This window comes from Janthinobacterium sp. FW305-128, from assembly GCF_020858135.1.
GTDB lineage: Bacteria > Pseudomonadota > Gammaproteobacteria > Burkholderiales > Burkholderiaceae_D > Janthinobacterium.
The window spans coordinates 217,210-233,919 of sequence record NZ_JACYMK010000004.1 but is presented as its reverse complement, the minus strand read 5'-3'; the positions used below and the strand labels follow the sequence as shown (position 1 = coordinate 233,919).

Genomic DNA, 16,710 nt, shown 5'->3' with positions numbered 1-16,710 from the left:
GCCAGATTATAGTGATGTTTTGCGGATTATTCTTGCTGCCGTTGCAGGCGGCCTTCGCCGAAGCGCCGCCCGTGGCGCAAAACCGCGGCGCGCTGTTCAAGGTGCAGGACGCGGTCCACACCCTGTATCTGTTCGGCACCATCCATGTCGGCGCGCCCGATTTTTACCCGCTCGAGCCGACAGTAACGCAGGCGCTGCACCGGGCCGGGGCGCTGGCGCTGGAGATCGACCCCGGCGCCGATCCGCGCAAGGCTGTGAGCGCCGTGCTGAAATACGGCATGGAGGCGCCGGGCAGCAAAGTGCCGGCCGACTGCCGCCAGACCCTGGCCCCGCGCCTGGCGCCGCTGTTGCAAAAATACGGCATTCCGGCCGAATCGGTGGCGCCGATGAAGCCATGGATGCTCGCCAGCGTGCTGGCCATCGGCGAATTTTCCACCCTCGGTTACCGCTCCGACCTGGCCGTCGACAATTATCTGTCGCAGCAGGCCAAGGCGCGCAAGATCCCCGTGGTGGAACTCGAATCGATGGAAGGCCAGATGGCGCTGTTTGGCGCCATGTCGCCGTTTGAGCAGTGCCGCTTCCTGGAAGACGGCGTGGCGTCGATCGAGGATCAGGAACAAAGCCAGGAAGCGCGCGAGATCGCCGATGCGTGGCGCAACGCCGACGCGGCCGCCTTCGACAAGCTGGCGGCAAAGGCAGCGACGGACCCCTCGTTCGCCGCGCAGTTCGTGCAAAAGGTGTTGCTGGACGGCCGCAACCCGGCCCTGGCCGACGGCATCGCCAAACTCCTGGCGCGCGAAAAGCACAGCCTGGCCGCCATCGGCGTGCTGCACCTGGTCGGAGAAAAAAGCGTGCCGGATTTACTGCGTCAGAAGGGCTTGAAGGTCGAGCGGGTGTATTGAAACGCGGAGGAGATGCGGGCGACGGATAGCAGAGCAGATGGAAAAATGTTCAGGGCAAGGCGGACTGACGAAGACAGTACGCATGTACGGCGAGGCGAGGCAACGCAGCCATGGACATTTTTTACTATGAGGAGATGACGGCAGAGCAGATGGAAAAATGTTCAGGGCAAGGCGGACTGACGAAGACAGTACGCATGTACGGCGAGGAAGGACAACGCCGCCATGGACAGTTTTTCAGCTGCGGGGATATAAAGCTGGTGCCCTTGACGTGGATCGAACACGTGGCCTCTCCCTTACCAAGGGAGTGCTCTACCACTGAGCTACAAGGGCATAAAAAATCGGCGCTGGGTGAATTGCGCCGAATTATTTTTAGTGCGAACGGATCATAGTACCAAAAGCCTGCTCGGTCAACACTTCCAGCAATAATGAGTGTTCGATGCGGCCGTCGATGATGTGCACCGTGTTCACGCCGGACTTGGCGGCGTCGAGCGCGGACGAGATCTTCGGCAGCATGCCGCCCGAGATCGTGCCATCGGCGAACATCTCGTCGATTTCACGCGCGGACAGGTCGGTCACCAGGTTGCCCTGCTTGTCCTGGACGCCGGCGATGTTGGTCATCATGATCAGCTTTTCCGCTTTCAGGATTTCGGCGATCTTGCCCGCCACCACATCGGCGTTGATATTGTAGGCCTGGCCATCCTGGCCGAAACCGATCGGCGAGATGATGGGAATGAAGGCGTCGTCCTGCAGCGCCTTGACGACGGCCGGGTTGATCGCGTCGATCTCGCCCACAAAGCCGATGTCGAGGAATTCGCCCGGATGTTCGCGGTCCGGCATCTGCATCTTGCGCGCGCGGATCAAGCCGCCATCCTTGCCCGTCAGGCCGACAGCCTGGCCGCCGTAATGGTTGATCAGCATGACGATATCCTGCTGCACTTCGCCGCCCAGCACCCACTCCACCACTTCCATGGTTTCTTCATCGGTGATGCGCATGCCTTGCACGAAGGTGCCCTGCTTGCCGATTTTTTTCAGCGCGTTGTCGATCTGCGGTCCGCCGCCGTGCACCACGACCGGGTTCATGCCGACCAGCTTGAGCAGGATGACGTCGCGCGCGAAGCCGTGCTTCAGGCGTTCGTCCGTCATGGCGTTGCCACCGTATTTGATGACGATGGTCTTGCCGTGGAAATTGCGGATGTAAGGGAGGGCCTCGGCCAGAATCTGCGCCTTGATTTGCGGCGACACCGCCGTCAAGTCGTCATTCATGTCCAGGTTCAAGTTAGCTAGTTGATTCATGGCGAGTCCGGAAAATAGATTTGTGCGATTTTACAGGGAAGAAGAAAATCCTGGAGGCATTATAGGGCGATCTTGTTGTATTTTCCCTGATGATCCTATAGTCTGGCCCGATATGTTCCCCAGCCAGCCCTTTTACTGCCCGTTACATCTGCGTCGCGTCCCGGCGCAGCGTGACACACACTTGCCAATTCAAACACAGCCATGAGCCAGTGCAGCCTGTGCGGCGCCACCTTCCAATGCGGCCAGACCGACCCGCAGGCCAGCGGACCGTGCTGGTGCACGGCCCTGCCGCCCGCCATGCCCGTGCCCGGCAGCGCCGCCGTGGGCTGCTGGTGCCCCGCCTGCCTGCAAGCCCATATCGCCACCCTGGCACCTCCTGTCAAGCCTAACGTCGGCTAAATAAGTGCTTCAGCATGCAATTGCTTTGCAATAAACCTTGCATTTCGTAGGGGAATACGTTCAGACTTCGATTTTCAAGAATTTCTTATAGGAAAGTTATGCGCTTCAGGGATATCAGTATCGGCGTGCGCATCAATGCCGGTTATGCCATGTTGATCGTGCTGATGCTGGTCGTCATCGTCCTTTCCGGCAGCCGCATCTACGCCATCCGCGCCGAGACCGACGATATCCTGCAGCGCGACTGGGTCGCCGCCAAGGCCACCAGCAAGATCCACGGGCTGGCGCGCGAGGCGGCCACGCGCATCGGCAATCTGCCGAACCAGCACGAGCGGGCGCTGCGCCAGGCGAACCAGGCGCGCCTGGAAGCGATCAAGCAAGGCATCGATGAGCAGGTGCGCATTCTCGACGGTCTCGATGCGCGGCCCGAGGAACGGCGCCTGCTGGAACAGATGCACCTGGCGCGCGCCGAGTACTACGGCTCGCTCAAGACGATGTTCGAACTGGTCGAGCGCGGCGAGGATGCCCGCGCCGAGCAGGCCATGCAGACGCAGACCTTGCCGATGCTTGAAAAAGTGCTGCTGTACGTGGGCCAGCTCGACGATTTGCAGCAACAGCTGATCCGCGACAGCGCGGCCAGGATACGCAACGACATCGACACTTCGCTGCTGCTGATGGGCGGCATCGGCCTGGCGGCACTGCTGACGGGCCTGGCCTTTGCCTGGTCGGCGCGCTCGATCACGCGTCCGCTGGGCGAGGCGGTGGCGATCGCCACGCGCGTGGCCAATGGCGACTTCAGTTCCGTCATCGAGGTGACGTCGCGCGACGAGACGGGCGAATTGCTGCAGGCGCTCAAGAACATGAGCACCAGCCTGGCCGTCGAGCAGGACCTGCGTCACGCCGTCGAAGTGGCCGAGGATGCGACCAAGATGAAGTCGGACTTCCTGGCCAATATGTCGCACGAAATCCGTACGCCGATGAACGGCATCATCGGCATGACCCATCTGGCGCTGCAGACGGAGCTCACGTCGACCCAGCGCAACTACCTGGAGAAGGTGGAATCGGCTTCGAAGAACCTGCTGGCCATCATCGACGACATCCTCGATTTCTCGAAGATCGAGGCGGGCAAGATGGCCTTTGAAAAAGTCGATTTCTTCCTCGAGGACGTGCTGGCGCAGATCGCCGACCTGTCCGTGATGCGCGCGCAGGACAAGGGGCTTGAACTGCTGTTCGACATCGCCCCCGACGTGCCGAACGCCTTGCAGGGCGACCCGCTGCGCCTGGGCCAGGTGCTGATCAACCTGACCAACAACGCGATCAAATTTACGGACAAGGGCGAGATCGTCGTCACCATCCGCTTGCAGCAGCTGGAAGAGCATGCGGCCGTGCTGCGCGTCGACGTGCGCGACACGGGCATCGGCCTGACGCCGCCCCAGCGCAGCAAATTGTTCCAGGCCTTTACCCAGGCCGACACCTCCACCACGCGCCACCATGGCGGCACCGGCCTGGGGCTGACCATCAGCAAACGCCTGGTGGAAATGATGGAAGGCGAGATCGACCTGGTCAGCGAAGCGGGCGTGGGCAGCACCTTTTTCTTCACGGCCCGCTTCGGCCTGGCCGCCGTGCCGCGCGATAATCTGCCGCAGTTGCAACATCAACAGCAGTTCCAGGGCCTGCGCGTGCTGGTGGTCGACGACAACCCCAGCGCGCGTGAAATCTTCGTCAGCATGCTGGCGGCGCTGGGCTTCGAGGCGCGTGCCGTGTCTGGCGGCGTGCTGGCCATCGGCGCCGTGGCGCAGGCGCGCGCCGAGGGGCGTCCGTACGGACTGGTGCTGATGGACTGGAAAATGCCGGGCATGAACGGCCTCGATACCCTGGCCGGCATCCGTGCCGATGCCGCCGGCATCGATGCGACGCCGGCCTGCATCATGGTCACGGCCTTCCATCGCGAAGCGCTGCTGGAGGCGGCGCGTCAGCGCGATTTGCCGCTCGACGGGATATTAAACAAGCCGGTCAGCGCCTCGACCCTGCTCGACCAGATATCGTTCGTGTTTGGCGGCGTGACGGGACAGAGCCGCAAGACGCAGCGCCAGAGCAGCTACCGCGACGACGAGCGCGCCCTGCGCGGCGCCTGGCTGCTGCTGGTCGAGGATAATGAAGTGAACCAGGAAGTGGCGCAGCATATTCTCAACGACGCCGGCATCCGCGTCGACATCGCGGGCAATGGCGCCATCGCGCTGGCGAAGATCGAGGAAAACGCCTATGACGGCGTACTGATGGATTGTCAGATGCCGGTGATGGATGGCTACCAGGCGACGCGCAAGCTGCGCCAGGACCCCCGTTATTCGAATTTGCCCGTGATCGCCATGACGGCCAATGCCATGGTGGGCGACAAGGAGAAATGCCTGGACGCCGGCATGAACGATTTCATCGCCAAGCCGATCGACGTGGCGCAGCTGTTCGGCACCCTGGCGCGCTGGATCGCGCCGGCCGCGCCGCAGGCAATGACGTCGGTAGCGGCGCAGCCGGAAGCGGAGCTGCCCGTGATCGCCGGCCTGAAAATGACGGACGCCATGCGCCGCGTGGGCGGCAATGCCGCTTTGATGCGAAAATTGCTGGACCGTTTTGTGGAAACCCAGTTCGACGCCATGCAGCGCATCGTTGCCGCCATCGAGAACAACCAGCTCGAGACGGCGATCCGCGAAGCGCATACCCTGAAGGGCCTGGCCGGCAATATCGGCGCCGGCGGTCTGGCCGACAGCGCCGCGCGGGTCGAGCACTTGCTCAGCCTGGGTTCGCACGACGGTTTGCCGCAGGCACTGGCCGCCTGTACCCTGGCGCTCGACGAGCTGGTGCCGAAGATCGTGCTGGCCATGCAGTCGCGCGGCAATGCTGCCGAAGCGGGCGGCGCGGCGGTGGCGCACGTGGCGCCGGTGGACCGGGCATACCTGGAAGCGGGCTTGCGCGAATTGTCGCAGCTGCTGCAGCAGGACGATGCGCAGGCCGTCAAGCACCTCGACGGCATCGGTCCCGTGCTGGTCGCGGCGGGGCAGGCGGAACATGCGCGCCAGTTGAAGCGCATGCTGGGACAATACGATTTCGAAGGTGCGCTGGCGCAGCTGGGCGAAGTGGCCGATGCGCTGGAGCTGACACTGTGAGAAGGATAACTATGCAGAACGAAGGACGGGTATGAGAGCGCCGGCAAGCAAGCCAACCATCCTGGTAGTCGACGACACGCCAGACAATATCGATCTGCTGCGCGCGGTGCTGGAAGACGATTACCGCACCAAGATCGCCGTCAATGGCGAGCGCGCCCTGAAGATTGCCGCCGGCAGCGACCAGCCCGACCTGATCCTGCTCGACATCATGATGCCGGGCATGAGCGGCTACGATGTATGCCGCGCGCTGAAGGCCGATGCCGCCACGGCAGGCATCCCCGTGATTTTCGTGACCGCCATGAGCGAAGTGGCCGACGAGCAGCTGGGCCTGGCCCTGGGCGCCGTCGATTACATCACCAAGCCGATTTCGGCGCCCATCGTGCTGGCGCGCATCAAGACGCAGCTGGCGATGAAGCAGATGCAGGATTTCCTGCGCGACCAGAACCAGTACCTGGAAACGGAAGTGGAGCGCCGCGTGCAGGAAGTGGCGGCGCTGCAGGACGTCACCATCCACGCCATGGCCTCGCTGGCCGAGACGCGCGACAGCGAGACGGGCAACCATATCCGCCGCACCTCGCACTACCTGAAGGCGCTGGCCGAGAAGGTGCGCAACTTGCCGCGTTTCCGCGATTTTTTGACGGACAAGAATATCGAACTGCTGTTCAAGACGGCGCCGCTGCACGACATCGGCAAGGTGGGCATCCCCGACCATATCCTGCTCAAGCCGGGACGTTTCGAGCCGCATGAAATGGCCATCATGAAGACGCACACCACCTTGGGACGCGACGCCATCCTGGCGGCCGAGCACGAACTGGGCATCGAAGTCGATTTCCTCAAGTATGCGAAAGAGATCGCCTACAGCCACCATGAAAAATGGGACGGCAGCGGCTACCCGCAAGGCTTGGCGGGCGAAGCCATCCCGATTTCGGCGCGCCTGATGGCGCTGGCCGACGTGTATGACGCCCTGATCAGCCGGCGCATCTACAAGCAGGGCATGGACCACGCGCAGGCCGTGCAGATCATCGTCGAGGGACGCGGTTCGCACTTCGACGCCGAGATCGTCGACGCCTTCCTGCAGATCCAGGACCAGTTCATCGCCATCTCCAACCGTTATGCCGACGGCGTATGCGAGATCGCCGACAAGCAGCGGCAGATCGCGCCCTACACCGAGAATATCAGCTGACGGTCTTGAAGAAGCGCAGCATTTCCCGGCTGGCGTCCGGCCCTTTGCCGTCCGTATAACTGCCGTTATCGCTGCCGCCGGACCACGCGTGGCCGGCGCCGTGGATGACCCAGTGTTCGCCCAGCGGCGAGCCGTCGGCCTGGCTGTGCGTGGTGCGCGTGTAGCGGTGGCCGTTCGGCACGCTGCCGTCGACGGATGCGGCCTTGGCCGCCTTGCCGCCCGCCTGGCTGCGCACGCCCTGCGCGATCAGTTCATCGCCATTGCGCGGGTTGACGGTGGTGTCGCGGTCGCCGTGGAAAACGATGATGGGCACGCCGCCGGCTGGCGCCTTGCGCTGGGCATTGGGCATGGCGCCGCCCTTCATGGCTGCCAGCGCCGACGGCAAGTCCTGCGCCGAGGCGAAGGGCAGGCCGGAATGCACGCCGACGGCGGCAAACAGGTCGGGGTACAGGGTGCCGACGATGACGGCCATGGCGCCGCCCGCCGACAGGCCGGCGACGAACACTTCACGCTCGTTGACCGGGTAGTCGTCGATGACTTGCTGGGCGATGCCGGCGATCAGCGACGGTTCGCCCTGGTCGCGCTGCTGGTCGATGGCGTTGAACCAGTTCCAGCAGCGCGAACTGTTGGCGCCCTGCGTCTGCGCCGGGTAGACGACAAAACACTCCTTTTCTTCGGCCAGCGCATTCATCTGCGTGCCGGCGGCGAAATCGTCGGGATTTTGCGTGCAGCCGTGCAGCATGACGATCAGCGGCATGGCCTGGCCGTGGTAGCTGCTGGGGATATACAGCTTGTACGAACGCGTACCCGCATGGTTGCGGTACACGCCATCGATGAACTGCGCGCCGGCGGGGATTTCCACCGGCGTGGCGGCCGGCGCGTTGAAGCCGGGCGGGTGGAAATTCGGCAGCTCGAAGCTGGGCATGTCGAAGCTGTGCTGGCCCAGGCCGGCCGGCACGCCCAGGCGCGCCATGAAATCCTGCGCGAACTCCTGCGCCGCCTGCGCGGGCGTGGGCGGCACCGATGCCGCTTCCGGCGCGGCGTCAGCTTGCGGCTGCCCGGCCCGGGCCTGCGCTGGTGCAGGTGGCGGCGCAGGTGGCGGATTAATATCACGCATCGGCTGCGGTGGCGGCGCTTGCGTGGCGGCCGCTTGCGGCGTCAGTCCGGCCGCAGACAGCGCCTGCTGGATCGCTTCGGTGGCGGCGGCGGGGCCGCTGCCCATCAGATTACGGGTCGCTGTGCGCATCTGCGCCAACATGTTGAGAGGTAGTTTCATGACCATCCTTAACGGTGCCGCGCATCGGCCGGGTCATCGCCGCGAACCAATACGCTAGTGAATTCGCCCTGCGAGCGCCGTCTTGACGACGGTGCTGGCGTGCAGGGCACCTAATACGAAAATCGACTCGATGGTGGCCAGTGCCAGTTCCACCGAAACGTCGCTGGCGATGCTGGCCAGTCCCAGCACCTGTATCTGCAGGCGCTGGCCGGCTGCCTGGATCGCTTCCAGGTCGGCGCGCGAGTAATGCTGCATGCCCAATACCAGGCTTTTACGGGCCACGGTTTGTTTCACCACGTCGGCGTGGATACCCAGTTGGTTGCGGATGGCCGTACGGATCAGATCCGTGCGGTTGGAATAAAATCCCTCCTGGACCAGCAGATCGATCTGCCCCAGGTCAATCAAGCCGAGGTTGATCGTGATTTTCTCGGATTCCCCAATTTTGGGCTTGCTGTCTTGCTTGGCCATATCTCTCCATAAACTCCACGTGGCATCCATTTGCCATCTGTATGGATGGTAGTATAGTTCTGAAATGACTCAAGTCAAGCAGGATCTGGGCTGATCGTGTTGTAGGACGGGCACCCGCAGAGTGAGAATGTGTGAAAAATATATTTCCGGAACAGCGGTTGTTGAGCATTGTTTCGCTGGAAAATATATTCACGGAAACATTGCAGGGCGATGTCATCGACTCGCCGGCGCCGTTTCGCGGCATAATGAAAGTCTTCACGTTTACCGATGCCGCTCCATGATGGTCGCTCCCCCACCTCCGCCAGCCGTTCCGCTTTCTTTGCCGTCGCCGGTGCCGTCGCCCTGCGTCAGCCTGTGCAAGATGAACCGCAACAGCGGCTTGTGCGAAGGCTGCCTGCGCACGCTCGACGAGATCATCGCCTGGAGCAAGGCCGACGACGACTTCAAGCGCGCCGTGTGGGCCGAATTGCCCGGCCGCGAATCTTTGCTCGATTTCGAGCCCGACTACTGAGGAAGCCATGCCGCGATCGCCAGCGCTGTTTCCCGATGCCATGCAGGTGTTCGAACGCGGCTGGCTGTCGTCGAACAACATCCTGTTCCAGGGGAAGGATGACACGGCCCTGATCGACAGCGGCTATGTCACGCATGCGCCGCAAACCCTGGCCCTGCTGCGCCACAGCCTGGCCGGCCGGCCGCTGGACCGCCTGTTCAACACCCACCTGCACTCCGACCATTGCGGCGGCAACGCGCTGCTGCAAGCCGCATACGGCTGCCATACGGCCATTCCCGTGGCGGAAGCGGACAAGGTGCGCGCGTGGGATGTCGATGCCCTCAGTTTCCAGGCCACGGGCCAGCAATGCCCGCGCTTCCGCTTTGACGCCACCGTCTCGCCCGGCGACACCTTGACTTTGGCCGGCATGGCCTGGCAGGCGCTGGGCGCGCCGGGCCACGACCCGCACTCGCTGATTTTTTACTGCGCCGGCGAGGGCATCCTGATTTCCGCCGACGCCCTGTGGGAAAACGGCTTTGGCGTGATCTTTCCCGAACTCGATGGCGGCTCCGGCTTTCCTGAAGCGCGCGCCACGCTGGACCTGATCGCCGGCCTGGACGTGCGCGTCGTCATTCCCGGCCACGGGCAGCCGTTCCAGGACGCCGCCGGCGCCCTGCAGCGTGCGTATTCGCGCCTCGATTACCTGGCGTCCGACCCCGTGCGCAATGCGCAGAATGCGGTGAAAGTGCTGCTGAAATTTTTGCTGCTCGAGCGCCAGCGCATCGCCCTGACCGGGATACCGGCCCTGCTGCGCGGCATGCCCGTCTTCGAAGAGGCCAACCGGCGCTTCCTGCGCCAGGAGGCGGCCGCGCTGGCCGAGTGGGCCGTGTCGCAACTATGCAGGGCGGCAGCGGCGCGGGTCGAGGGTGAGTACTTGCTCAACGAGGGTTGAACCGGCCTTGCGATAAATTCAGCACGATCGTACTTTTTCTGCACTATAATCAATGTTCAGTGTGTCTTTCACGTCCGATCAACTTTCCAGCGAGTCCGCCATGGCATTGCCTGTTGCGTTGCAAAACCTCTCCTTACCCGTTATCGCTTCGCCGATGTTCATCGCCAGCGGCCCGGCCCTCGTCGCGGCGCAGTGCAAGGCCGGCATCGTCGGTTCCTTCCCGGCCCTGAACGCGCGTCCCGCCGAATTGCTCGACACGTGGCTGACCGACCTGCAGGCCGAGCTGGCCGCCTTCCAGGCCGCCCATCCCGATAAAAAAGTCGGGCCGATCGCCGTCAACCAGATCGTGCACCAGTCGAACGACCGCCTCGCGCATGACGTGGAAGTGTGCGTGAAACACCGGGTCCCCATCATCATTTCCTCGCTGCGCGCGCCGCCCAAGGAAATGCTCGACGCCATCCACAGCTATGGCGGCATCGTGCTGCATGACGTGATTTCGATCCGCCACGCGAAAAAGGCGCTGGAAGCGGGCGTCGATGGCTTGATCCTGGTCGCCAGCGGAGCCGGCGGCCACGCGGGCACCCTGTCGCCGTTCGCGCTGGTGGGCGAAGTGCGCAAATTCTTCGACGGTCCGCTGGCGCTGTCGGGCTCCATCGCCACGGGCGACGCCGTGCTGGCCGCGCAAGCGATGGGCGCCGACTTTGCCTACATCGGCTCGCGCTGGCTGGCGACCAAGGAATCGAACGTCAGCGACGGCTACCGCGAGGCCATCGTGGAGTCTGCCGCGGCGGACATCGTCTACACGAACCTGTTTACGGGCGTGCACGGCAATTACCTGAAGAAATCGATCGAAGCGGCCGGGCTCGATCCGGAAGCCTTGCCCGAAGCGGACAAGAGCGCGATGAATTTCGGCTCCGGCAGCGCCAAGGCCTGGCGCGACATCTGGGGCGCGGGCCAGGGCGTGGGCTTGATGGATGACGTGCCGAGCGTGGCAGAGATGGTGGCGCGCCTGAAGGCCGAATACGATGCGGCGCGCGCGCGGTTGAAGCTGTAACGCTGGTGGGTTTGTCGGATTACGCGCGGTGCGCTAATCCGACCTACGCCACCGGGCACTGGTAGGTCGGATTAGGCCAAAGGCCGTAATCCGACAACACCACAATCACTCCTGTTTCAAATCCTCAGGCTTGATGGCCCACAAACCCGGCAGGTTGCGCCAGTAGCCGTACGCATCCATGCCGAAGCCGACGACGAAGCGGTTCGGGATCACCAGGCCAACGATGTCGGCTTGTACGGGCTTTTTCTTGCCGATGGCCTTGTCGGCGAACACGGCCAGGATGACTTCGGAGGCGCCCATGTCCAGCAAGCGCTGCTTGACGTGCGCCAGGGTTTCGCCTTCGTCGAGAATATCGTCGAGCACGATGACGGTGCGGCCCGCCACGTTCGAGCGGGGGATGACTTTCCACACCACTTCGCCACCCTTGTCATCGTCGCCGTAGCGGCTGACGTGGATGTAGTCGAATTCGAGCGGGAAGCTCAGTTGCGGCAGCAGGCTGCCCGTAAACACGACGGCGCCGCCCATCACGCCCAGCACCAGCGGGAACTCTTTCGAATCCTCGGCGTTGAAGCGCGTGTTGAGCACATCGGCCATGCGCGTGATCGACGCCTGCACGGTATCTTGGTCGAACAGCAGTTCCGCGTTCTTGATCAGGTCACGGGCACGGTTGTGATGAAATTCTTGCATGGACTCTTGCATGGCGATGAAAGGGGCTGATGGTCAATGCCGGTATTATCCCGCAAATCGGCCTTATTTGTAATCGCGCATGTCGTCGATGATTTTCCCATCCTGGGCCAGACTGCCCACCGCCACCAGCACCACGTCGCCGCGCAACTTGGTCAGTTCGCGGATCGAACCGATGATGGCTTCCACGCCGCTGGCGTCATGCGGATCGTCGACTTCGCAATGCAAGGCCATCTCGTCGTTGGCCATGCGCCCCGACACCACCAGCCGCGCCTTCCTGATTTGCGGGTGGCGGCGCGCGATTTCATGCACCTGCGACGGATGCACGAACATGGCGCGCACCTTGGTGGTTTGATCGGCGCGCCCCATCCAGCCTTTGATGCGCGTATTCGTGCGCCCGCACGGCGACTGCGGCGCGTCCATCAGCACGGCCGACAGATCGCCGGTGGCAAAGCGGATTAGCGGGTAGTCGGCATTGAAGACGGTGACGACGACTTCGCCCACCTCGCCCGGCGCGACGGGAATGCCGCTGCCCGGATGGACGATCTCGAGCAGCACGTTCTCGTCGACGACCATGCCGGGATTGAGCTTGCCATGGCTGGCCGTTTCATAGGCGATGCTGCCGATATCGGCCGAGGCATAGGTCTGGAACACGTGCGGCACGCCGTTCTCGGCAAACCAGCTGCGCAAGGATTCGGGCAGCGCTTCCGCGCCCATCACGGCCTTGGTGACGCTGCTGATGTCGGCGCCCATTTCGCGCGCTTTTTCGATGATCAGTTTCAGGAACGACGGCGTGCCGATATACGTGTCCGGCTTCAGGTCGGCCATCGCCTGCACCTGCATTTCCGTCTGGCCGATGCCGGCCGGGATGACGGTGCAGCCGATGCGCGCGGCACCTCCTTCGACCATGAAGGCGGCCGGCGTGAAGTGATACGAAAAACAGTTCTGCAGCAGGCCGCCGGCGCGCACGCCGGCCGCATACATGGGGCGCGCAAAGCGCCACCAGTCGGGGCCGCGGCCTTCCGGATCGAAGATGGGACCGGGCGAGACGAACACGCGCGACAGGGCGTTTTTCGGTGTCGTGTTCAAGCCGCCGAACGGCAGCTGCGCGTGCTGCAATTGCTTGAGGTCGGACTTGCGCGTCACGGGCAGCTGCGCCAGCGCGGCGCGGCTGGTGATGCCGGCCGCATCGACGCCGTCGAGGATGCGGGCCCAGCCCGGCGCCTGTTGCGCGCGCGCGATCAGCTGCGGCAGGCCGGCCATCAATTCGCGTTCGCGCGCTTCGGGGGCGCGTGCTTCCAGACTGTCGAGCGTATCGGTCATGTCAGTCATTCTCCAATTGTCATTGCATGTTGATTCGCACGCCTGGCCATCAGGACCGCCGGGCGCGTTGCAGCCAAGGTTTTTGATGGATCACGCCAGCCAGCGCTTGCGGCGGCGGTAGAACTTCATGTCGCGGAAGCTCTTGCGCCCGGCGCTGGACACGCCCAGGTAAAACTCTTTGACGTCTTCGTTGCTGGCCAGTTCCTGCGCTTGCCCTTCCATCACGACGCGGCCGTTTTCCAGGATGTAGCCGAAGTCCGCGTAGCGCAGCGCCACGTTGGTGTTCTGCTCGGCCAGCAGGAAAGACACGTTTTCCTTGTGATTCAAATCCTTGACGATGCCGAAGATCTCTTCGACGATCTGCGGCGCGATGCCCATCGAGGGCTCGTCCAGTAAGATCATCGACGGCTTGGCCATCAGCGCGCGGCCGATGGCGCACATCTGCTGCTCGCCGCCCGAGGTATAGCCGGCCTGGCTACTGCGCCGCGTTTTCAGGCGCGGAAAGTAGTGGTAGACCTTGTCCAGCGCGTCTTTCAGTTCGCCGCGCGACAGGCTGCGCGTGTAGGCGCCCGTCAGCAGGTTTTCCTCGATGGTGAGGTGGCCGAAACAGTGGCGGCCCTCCATCACTTGCGACAGGCCCCGCTTGACCAGCTCATTCGGCGTCAATTGATCCACGCGCTCGCCCTTGAACTGGACTTCGCCCTTGGTGACGTCGCCGCGTTCGCCGCGCAGCAGGGTCGAGATGGTTTTCAGGGTGGTCGACTTGCCGGCGCCGTTGGCGCCCAGCAGCGCCACGATCTTGCCTTGCGGGACTTGCAGCGACACGCCCTTCAGGACCAGGATCACATGGTCGTAGATGACTTCGATATTGTTGACCGACAGGTAGGGCGGCGCGGTGTCTGGTGTTTGCGTGGCAGTGGGTGTCATGGCTGCTTCGTTTTCATATGTGTTGGCGATGCTGTCGGATTACGCTACGCTAATCCGACCTACGTGAATGCGGCGTTGGCCGGCGTAGGTCGGGTTAGCGCGTAGCGCGTAACCCGACGCCACGTCGAGAGCCGCTTACTTCATGCACGCCGGCGTGATCTTTTTCTCTTCGGCGTACTTGCCGGACGATTCCTCGACCAGCTTGCGTACCAGGGCCTTGTCGCCGACGATCCATTTCGGCGTGATGGCGGTCCACTTCTTGCCATCCCACTGCTGCACCTTCACGGCGCCCGAGCCTTCATGGTCGTCGCAGCTGGTTTTCACGGTGGGGAACATGCCCAGCGCGCCCACGGCCTTCTGGCGCGCATCGTCGACGTTCAGGTTTTCCAGGCCCCAGCGCATCTGCTCGCCCGTGATCGGCTTGCCCTTGCCGAATTTTTCCTGCGCCGTGCGGATCGCTTCGACCCACAGGATGCCGGCCGTCACGCCGCGCATGTGGTAGACGGAGCCGATGCGCGACTGGTCCGACAGGTTGCCCTTGCCGGTGGCGTAGAGTTTTTTGCGGATGTCGTCGAGCACGGGGTAGTTGCCCGGCGTATTGAACGTCATCGCCGTATAGCCCTTGGCCGCGTCGCCCGATGGAATCGTGTCTTCCTCGGAGCCGGCCCACCAGACGCCCAGCATTTTGTCGCGCGGGAAGCCGTTGCGCTGCGCCGTCTTGATGGCCACGGAGTTCATCACGCCCCAGCCCCACAGGATCACGTGGTCCGGCTTGGCCTGGCGGATTTGCAGCCATTGCGATTGCTGTTCGCTGCCGGGCGGCGCGACGGGAATCTTGATCAGCTCGAAGCCGTACTGTTTCGACAGCGCTTCGAGCACGGGCAGCGGCTCCTTGCCGAAGGCCGAATCGTGGTACAGGTGGACGATCTTCTTGCCTTTCAGCTTGTCCATGCCGCCATCCTTGTCGCCCAAATACTTGATCATGGCGGCGGCCTGGCTCCAGTAGCTGGAGATCAGCGGATATACATACGGGAAGACCTTGCCGTTGGCGGCATCCGAGCGGCCGTAGCCGATCATCGTCATGGGGATCTTGTCCTGCGCCACGCGGTCGAGGATGCCGTAGGCGACGCCCGTCGACAGGGTTTCGACCAGGGTGGCGCCGCCCTGCTTGGTTTTCAGGCGTTCATAGCATTCGACGCCGCGCGACGGGTTGTATTCGGTTTCGCATTCTTCCCAGCTGATCTTGACGCCATTGACGCCGCCGGCCTGGTTGACCAGGTTGAAGTAATCGATGATGCCGCCGTAGAAACCGGAACCGCCGGCCGCGTACGGACCCACGCGGTAGGAGGGCAGGGCGATGTACTGTTCCTTGTCCTGCGCCTGGGCGCTGCCGGCCATGGTGAGTGCGGCACTGGCGATGGCGGCGGCCAGCATGAGCGATTTGATGTGTTTCATTGTGTGTCTCCTCTTGTTTTATTTGGTATTCAAGTGAACCGACATCGACTGCAAAAACTTAATGGGGGAAGGGCCAGAGTCGCAACTTTTCCTTCGCAATCTGCCACAGCCTGGCCAGGCCGTGCGGCTCGACGATCAGGAAGAAGATGATCAGCGCGCCGAACACCATCAGTTCCAGGTTCGAGGCCACGCTGGTCGGCAATGCCAGGCCATGCGCGATGGTGTTCAGGAAGACGGGCAGCAGCACGATGAAGGCCGCGCCGAGGAAGGAGCCGAGGATCGAACCGACACCGCCGATGATGATCATGAACAGGATGCGGAAGGACAGGTCCAGGTTGTACGCTTCCGGCTCCACCGTGCCCAGGTAGGCGTACGCATACAGGGCGCCGGCCACGCCGCAGTAGAACGAGCTGACGGCAAACGCCAGCAGCTTGGTGCGCATCAGGCGAAAACCGATCACTTCGGCCGCCATGTCCATGTCGCGCACGGCCATCCACGAGCGGCCCACGTTCGAGCGGATCATGTTCTTGGCCAGCAGCGCCATGCCGGCCACGATGGCCAGCACCAGCAGGTATTTGCTTTGCGGCGTGTCGAACTGGTAGCCGAGGATGGTCATCTTCTGCACCGTGATCACGCCCGAGGAGCTGTAGTTGGTCAGATACGGTATCTTGGTCAGGCACCAGACAACGAAGAACTGCGTCGCCAGGGTGGAGGCGGCCAGGTAAAAGCCGCGGATGCGCAGGGAGGGCAGGCCGAAGGCGATGCCCACCATGGCCGCGCACAGGCCGCCCAGGATGAACGACACGAGCAGCGGCAATCCGGGCAGGCGCGCCATGAAGTTATACGAGGCAAACGCGCCCACGGCCATGAAGGCGGCCGTGCCCAGCGACAGCTGGCCCGCGTAACCGGTCAGGATGTTCAGGCCCAATGCCGCCAGGGCGAAGATCAGGAAGGGGATCAGGATCGCCGACAGCATGTACGGCGAGGCGAAATACGGCAGGAGGAAGACGGCAACGAGCAGTGTGGCCGTCAGCGCCAGGCGGTCTTGCCGGATCGGGAAAATCTGGTTGTCAGCCTGGTAGCTGGTCTTGAATTGTCCTGCTTCACGGTAAATCATGGCGTGTCCTTTGCTCACTGTTGGGGTGTTTG

Annotated in this window: 16 protein-coding genes and 1 tRNA gene; 8 read left to right on the top strand and 9 right to left on the bottom strand. The window is 63.1% G+C overall.

Annotated features, from left to right (window positions below; translation table 11 throughout):
• Positions 1-32 precede the first annotated feature (32 nt).
• Positions 33-902: a TraB/GumN family protein gene (locus tag IGS60_RS10945; protein WP_230504296.1), complete on the top strand. Its 870-nt coding sequence runs from the start codon at positions 33-35 to the stop codon at positions 900-902.
• A 255-nt stretch (positions 903-1,157) separates the two neighbouring features.
• Here the strand turns inward: IGS60_RS10945 and IGS60_RS10940 are convergent.
• Together IGS60_RS10940 and argB are read right to left on the bottom strand one after the other, a co-directional pair.
• Positions 1,158-1,232 (bottom strand) — tRNA-Thr (locus IGS60_RS10940).
• 39 nt (positions 1,233-1,271) lie between these two features.
• Positions 1,272-2,165 (bottom strand): acetylglutamate kinase, encoded by an 894-nt coding sequence (argB, locus tag IGS60_RS10935; RefSeq protein ID WP_010393729.1) that lies wholly within the window; start codon positions 2,163-2,165, stop codon positions 1,272-1,274.
• Between the two features lie 231 nt (positions 2,166-2,396).
• On the opposite strand from argB, the gene IGS60_RS10930 reads away from it, so the two are divergent.
• The 3 genes from IGS60_RS10930 to IGS60_RS10920 all read left to right on the top strand — a co-directional run bounded on the left by IGS60_RS10930 (position 2,397) and on the right by IGS60_RS10920 (position 6,932).
• A complete protein-coding gene (locus tag IGS60_RS10930) occupies positions 2,397-2,594 on the top strand; it encodes a cysteine-rich CWC family protein (protein ID WP_070289374.1) in 198 nt (65 codons plus the stop codon).
• Positions 2,595-2,692: 98 nt separating this feature from the next.
• On the top strand, positions 2,693-5,749 hold the full coding sequence (locus IGS60_RS10925; RefSeq protein WP_230504293.1) for a response regulator: 3,057 nt from the start codon (positions 2,693-2,695) through the stop codon (positions 5,747-5,749).
• Between the two features lie 31 nt (positions 5,750-5,780).
• On the top strand, positions 5,781-6,932 hold the full coding sequence (locus IGS60_RS10920; RefSeq protein ID WP_070218963.1) for a two-component system response regulator: 1,152 nt from the start codon (positions 5,781-5,783) through the stop codon (positions 6,930-6,932).
• On the opposite strand, the gene IGS60_RS10915 is transcribed toward IGS60_RS10920, so the two are convergent.
• The gene (locus tag IGS60_RS10915) at positions 6,925-8,208 is read right to left on the bottom strand and encodes a PHB depolymerase family esterase (RefSeq protein ID WP_230504291.1); all 1,284 of its coding nucleotides are present in this window, start codon (positions 8,206-8,208) and stop codon (positions 6,925-6,927) included. The genes IGS60_RS10920 and IGS60_RS10915 overlap by 8 nt on opposite strands.
• Positions 8,209-8,262: 54 nt before the next feature.
• Positions 8,263-8,676, bottom strand: a complete 414-nt coding sequence (locus IGS60_RS10910) for a CopG family transcriptional regulator (protein ID WP_034783786.1) — start codon at positions 8,674-8,676, stop codon at positions 8,263-8,265.
• A gap of 131 nt (positions 8,677-8,807) precedes the next feature.
• Between IGS60_RS10910 and IGS60_RS28495 the strand changes: the two genes are divergently transcribed.
• From IGS60_RS28495 to IGS60_RS10890, 4 genes are all read left to right on the top strand, one after another.
• Positions 8,808-8,957, top strand: coding sequence for a hypothetical protein (locus IGS60_RS28495; RefSeq protein ID WP_230504289.1), 150 nt, complete (start codon positions 8,808-8,810; stop codon positions 8,955-8,957).
• Entirely contained in the window at positions 8,954-9,187 is a 234-nt protein-coding gene (locus IGS60_RS28490; RefSeq protein WP_368858614.1) for a DUF1289 domain-containing protein, read from the top strand. The genes IGS60_RS28495 and IGS60_RS28490 overlap by 4 nt, the downstream gene beginning before the upstream one ends.
• A 7-nt stretch (positions 9,188-9,194) precedes the next feature.
• The gene (locus tag IGS60_RS10895; RefSeq protein WP_230504285.1) at positions 9,195-10,118 is read left to right on the top strand and encodes an MBL fold metallo-hydrolase; all 924 of its coding nucleotides are present in this window, start codon (positions 9,195-9,197) and stop codon (positions 10,116-10,118) included.
• Positions 10,119-10,218: 100 nt separating this feature from the next.
• Complete coding sequence (locus IGS60_RS10890) at positions 10,219-11,172, top strand: nitronate monooxygenase family protein (RefSeq protein WP_230504282.1); 954 nt, start codon at positions 10,219-10,221, stop codon at positions 11,170-11,172.
• A gap of 105 nt (positions 11,173-11,277) precedes the next feature.
• Here the strand turns inward: IGS60_RS10890 and IGS60_RS10885 are convergent, their stop codons facing one another.
• The 5 genes from IGS60_RS10885 to IGS60_RS10865 form a co-directional block, all read right to left on the bottom strand.
• Positions 11,278-11,859, bottom strand: a complete 582-nt coding sequence (locus IGS60_RS10885; RefSeq protein WP_070218966.1) for a hypoxanthine-guanine phosphoribosyltransferase — start codon at positions 11,857-11,859, stop codon at positions 11,278-11,280.
• A gap of 63 nt (positions 11,860-11,922) precedes the next feature.
• On the bottom strand, positions 11,923-13,188 hold the full coding sequence (locus IGS60_RS10880) for a phenylacetate--CoA ligase family protein (RefSeq protein ID WP_230504280.1): 1,266 nt from the start codon (positions 13,186-13,188) through the stop codon (positions 11,923-11,925).
• 81 nt (positions 13,189-13,269) lie between these two features.
• Positions 13,270-14,106: an ABC transporter ATP-binding protein gene (locus tag IGS60_RS10875; RefSeq protein ID WP_058049338.1), complete on the bottom strand. Its 837-nt coding sequence runs from the start codon at positions 14,104-14,106 to the stop codon at positions 13,270-13,272.
• 135 nt (positions 14,107-14,241) lie between these two features.
• Complete coding sequence (locus IGS60_RS10870; RefSeq protein WP_070218969.1) at positions 14,242-15,561, bottom strand: ABC transporter substrate-binding protein; 1,320 nt, start codon at positions 15,559-15,561, stop codon at positions 14,242-14,244.
• 58 nt (positions 15,562-15,619) lie between these two features.
• Positions 15,620-16,678: a branched-chain amino acid ABC transporter permease gene (locus IGS60_RS10865; protein WP_034752817.1), complete on the bottom strand. Its 1,059-nt coding sequence runs from the start codon at positions 16,676-16,678 to the stop codon at positions 15,620-15,622.
• Positions 16,679-16,710: the final 32 nt, after the last annotated feature.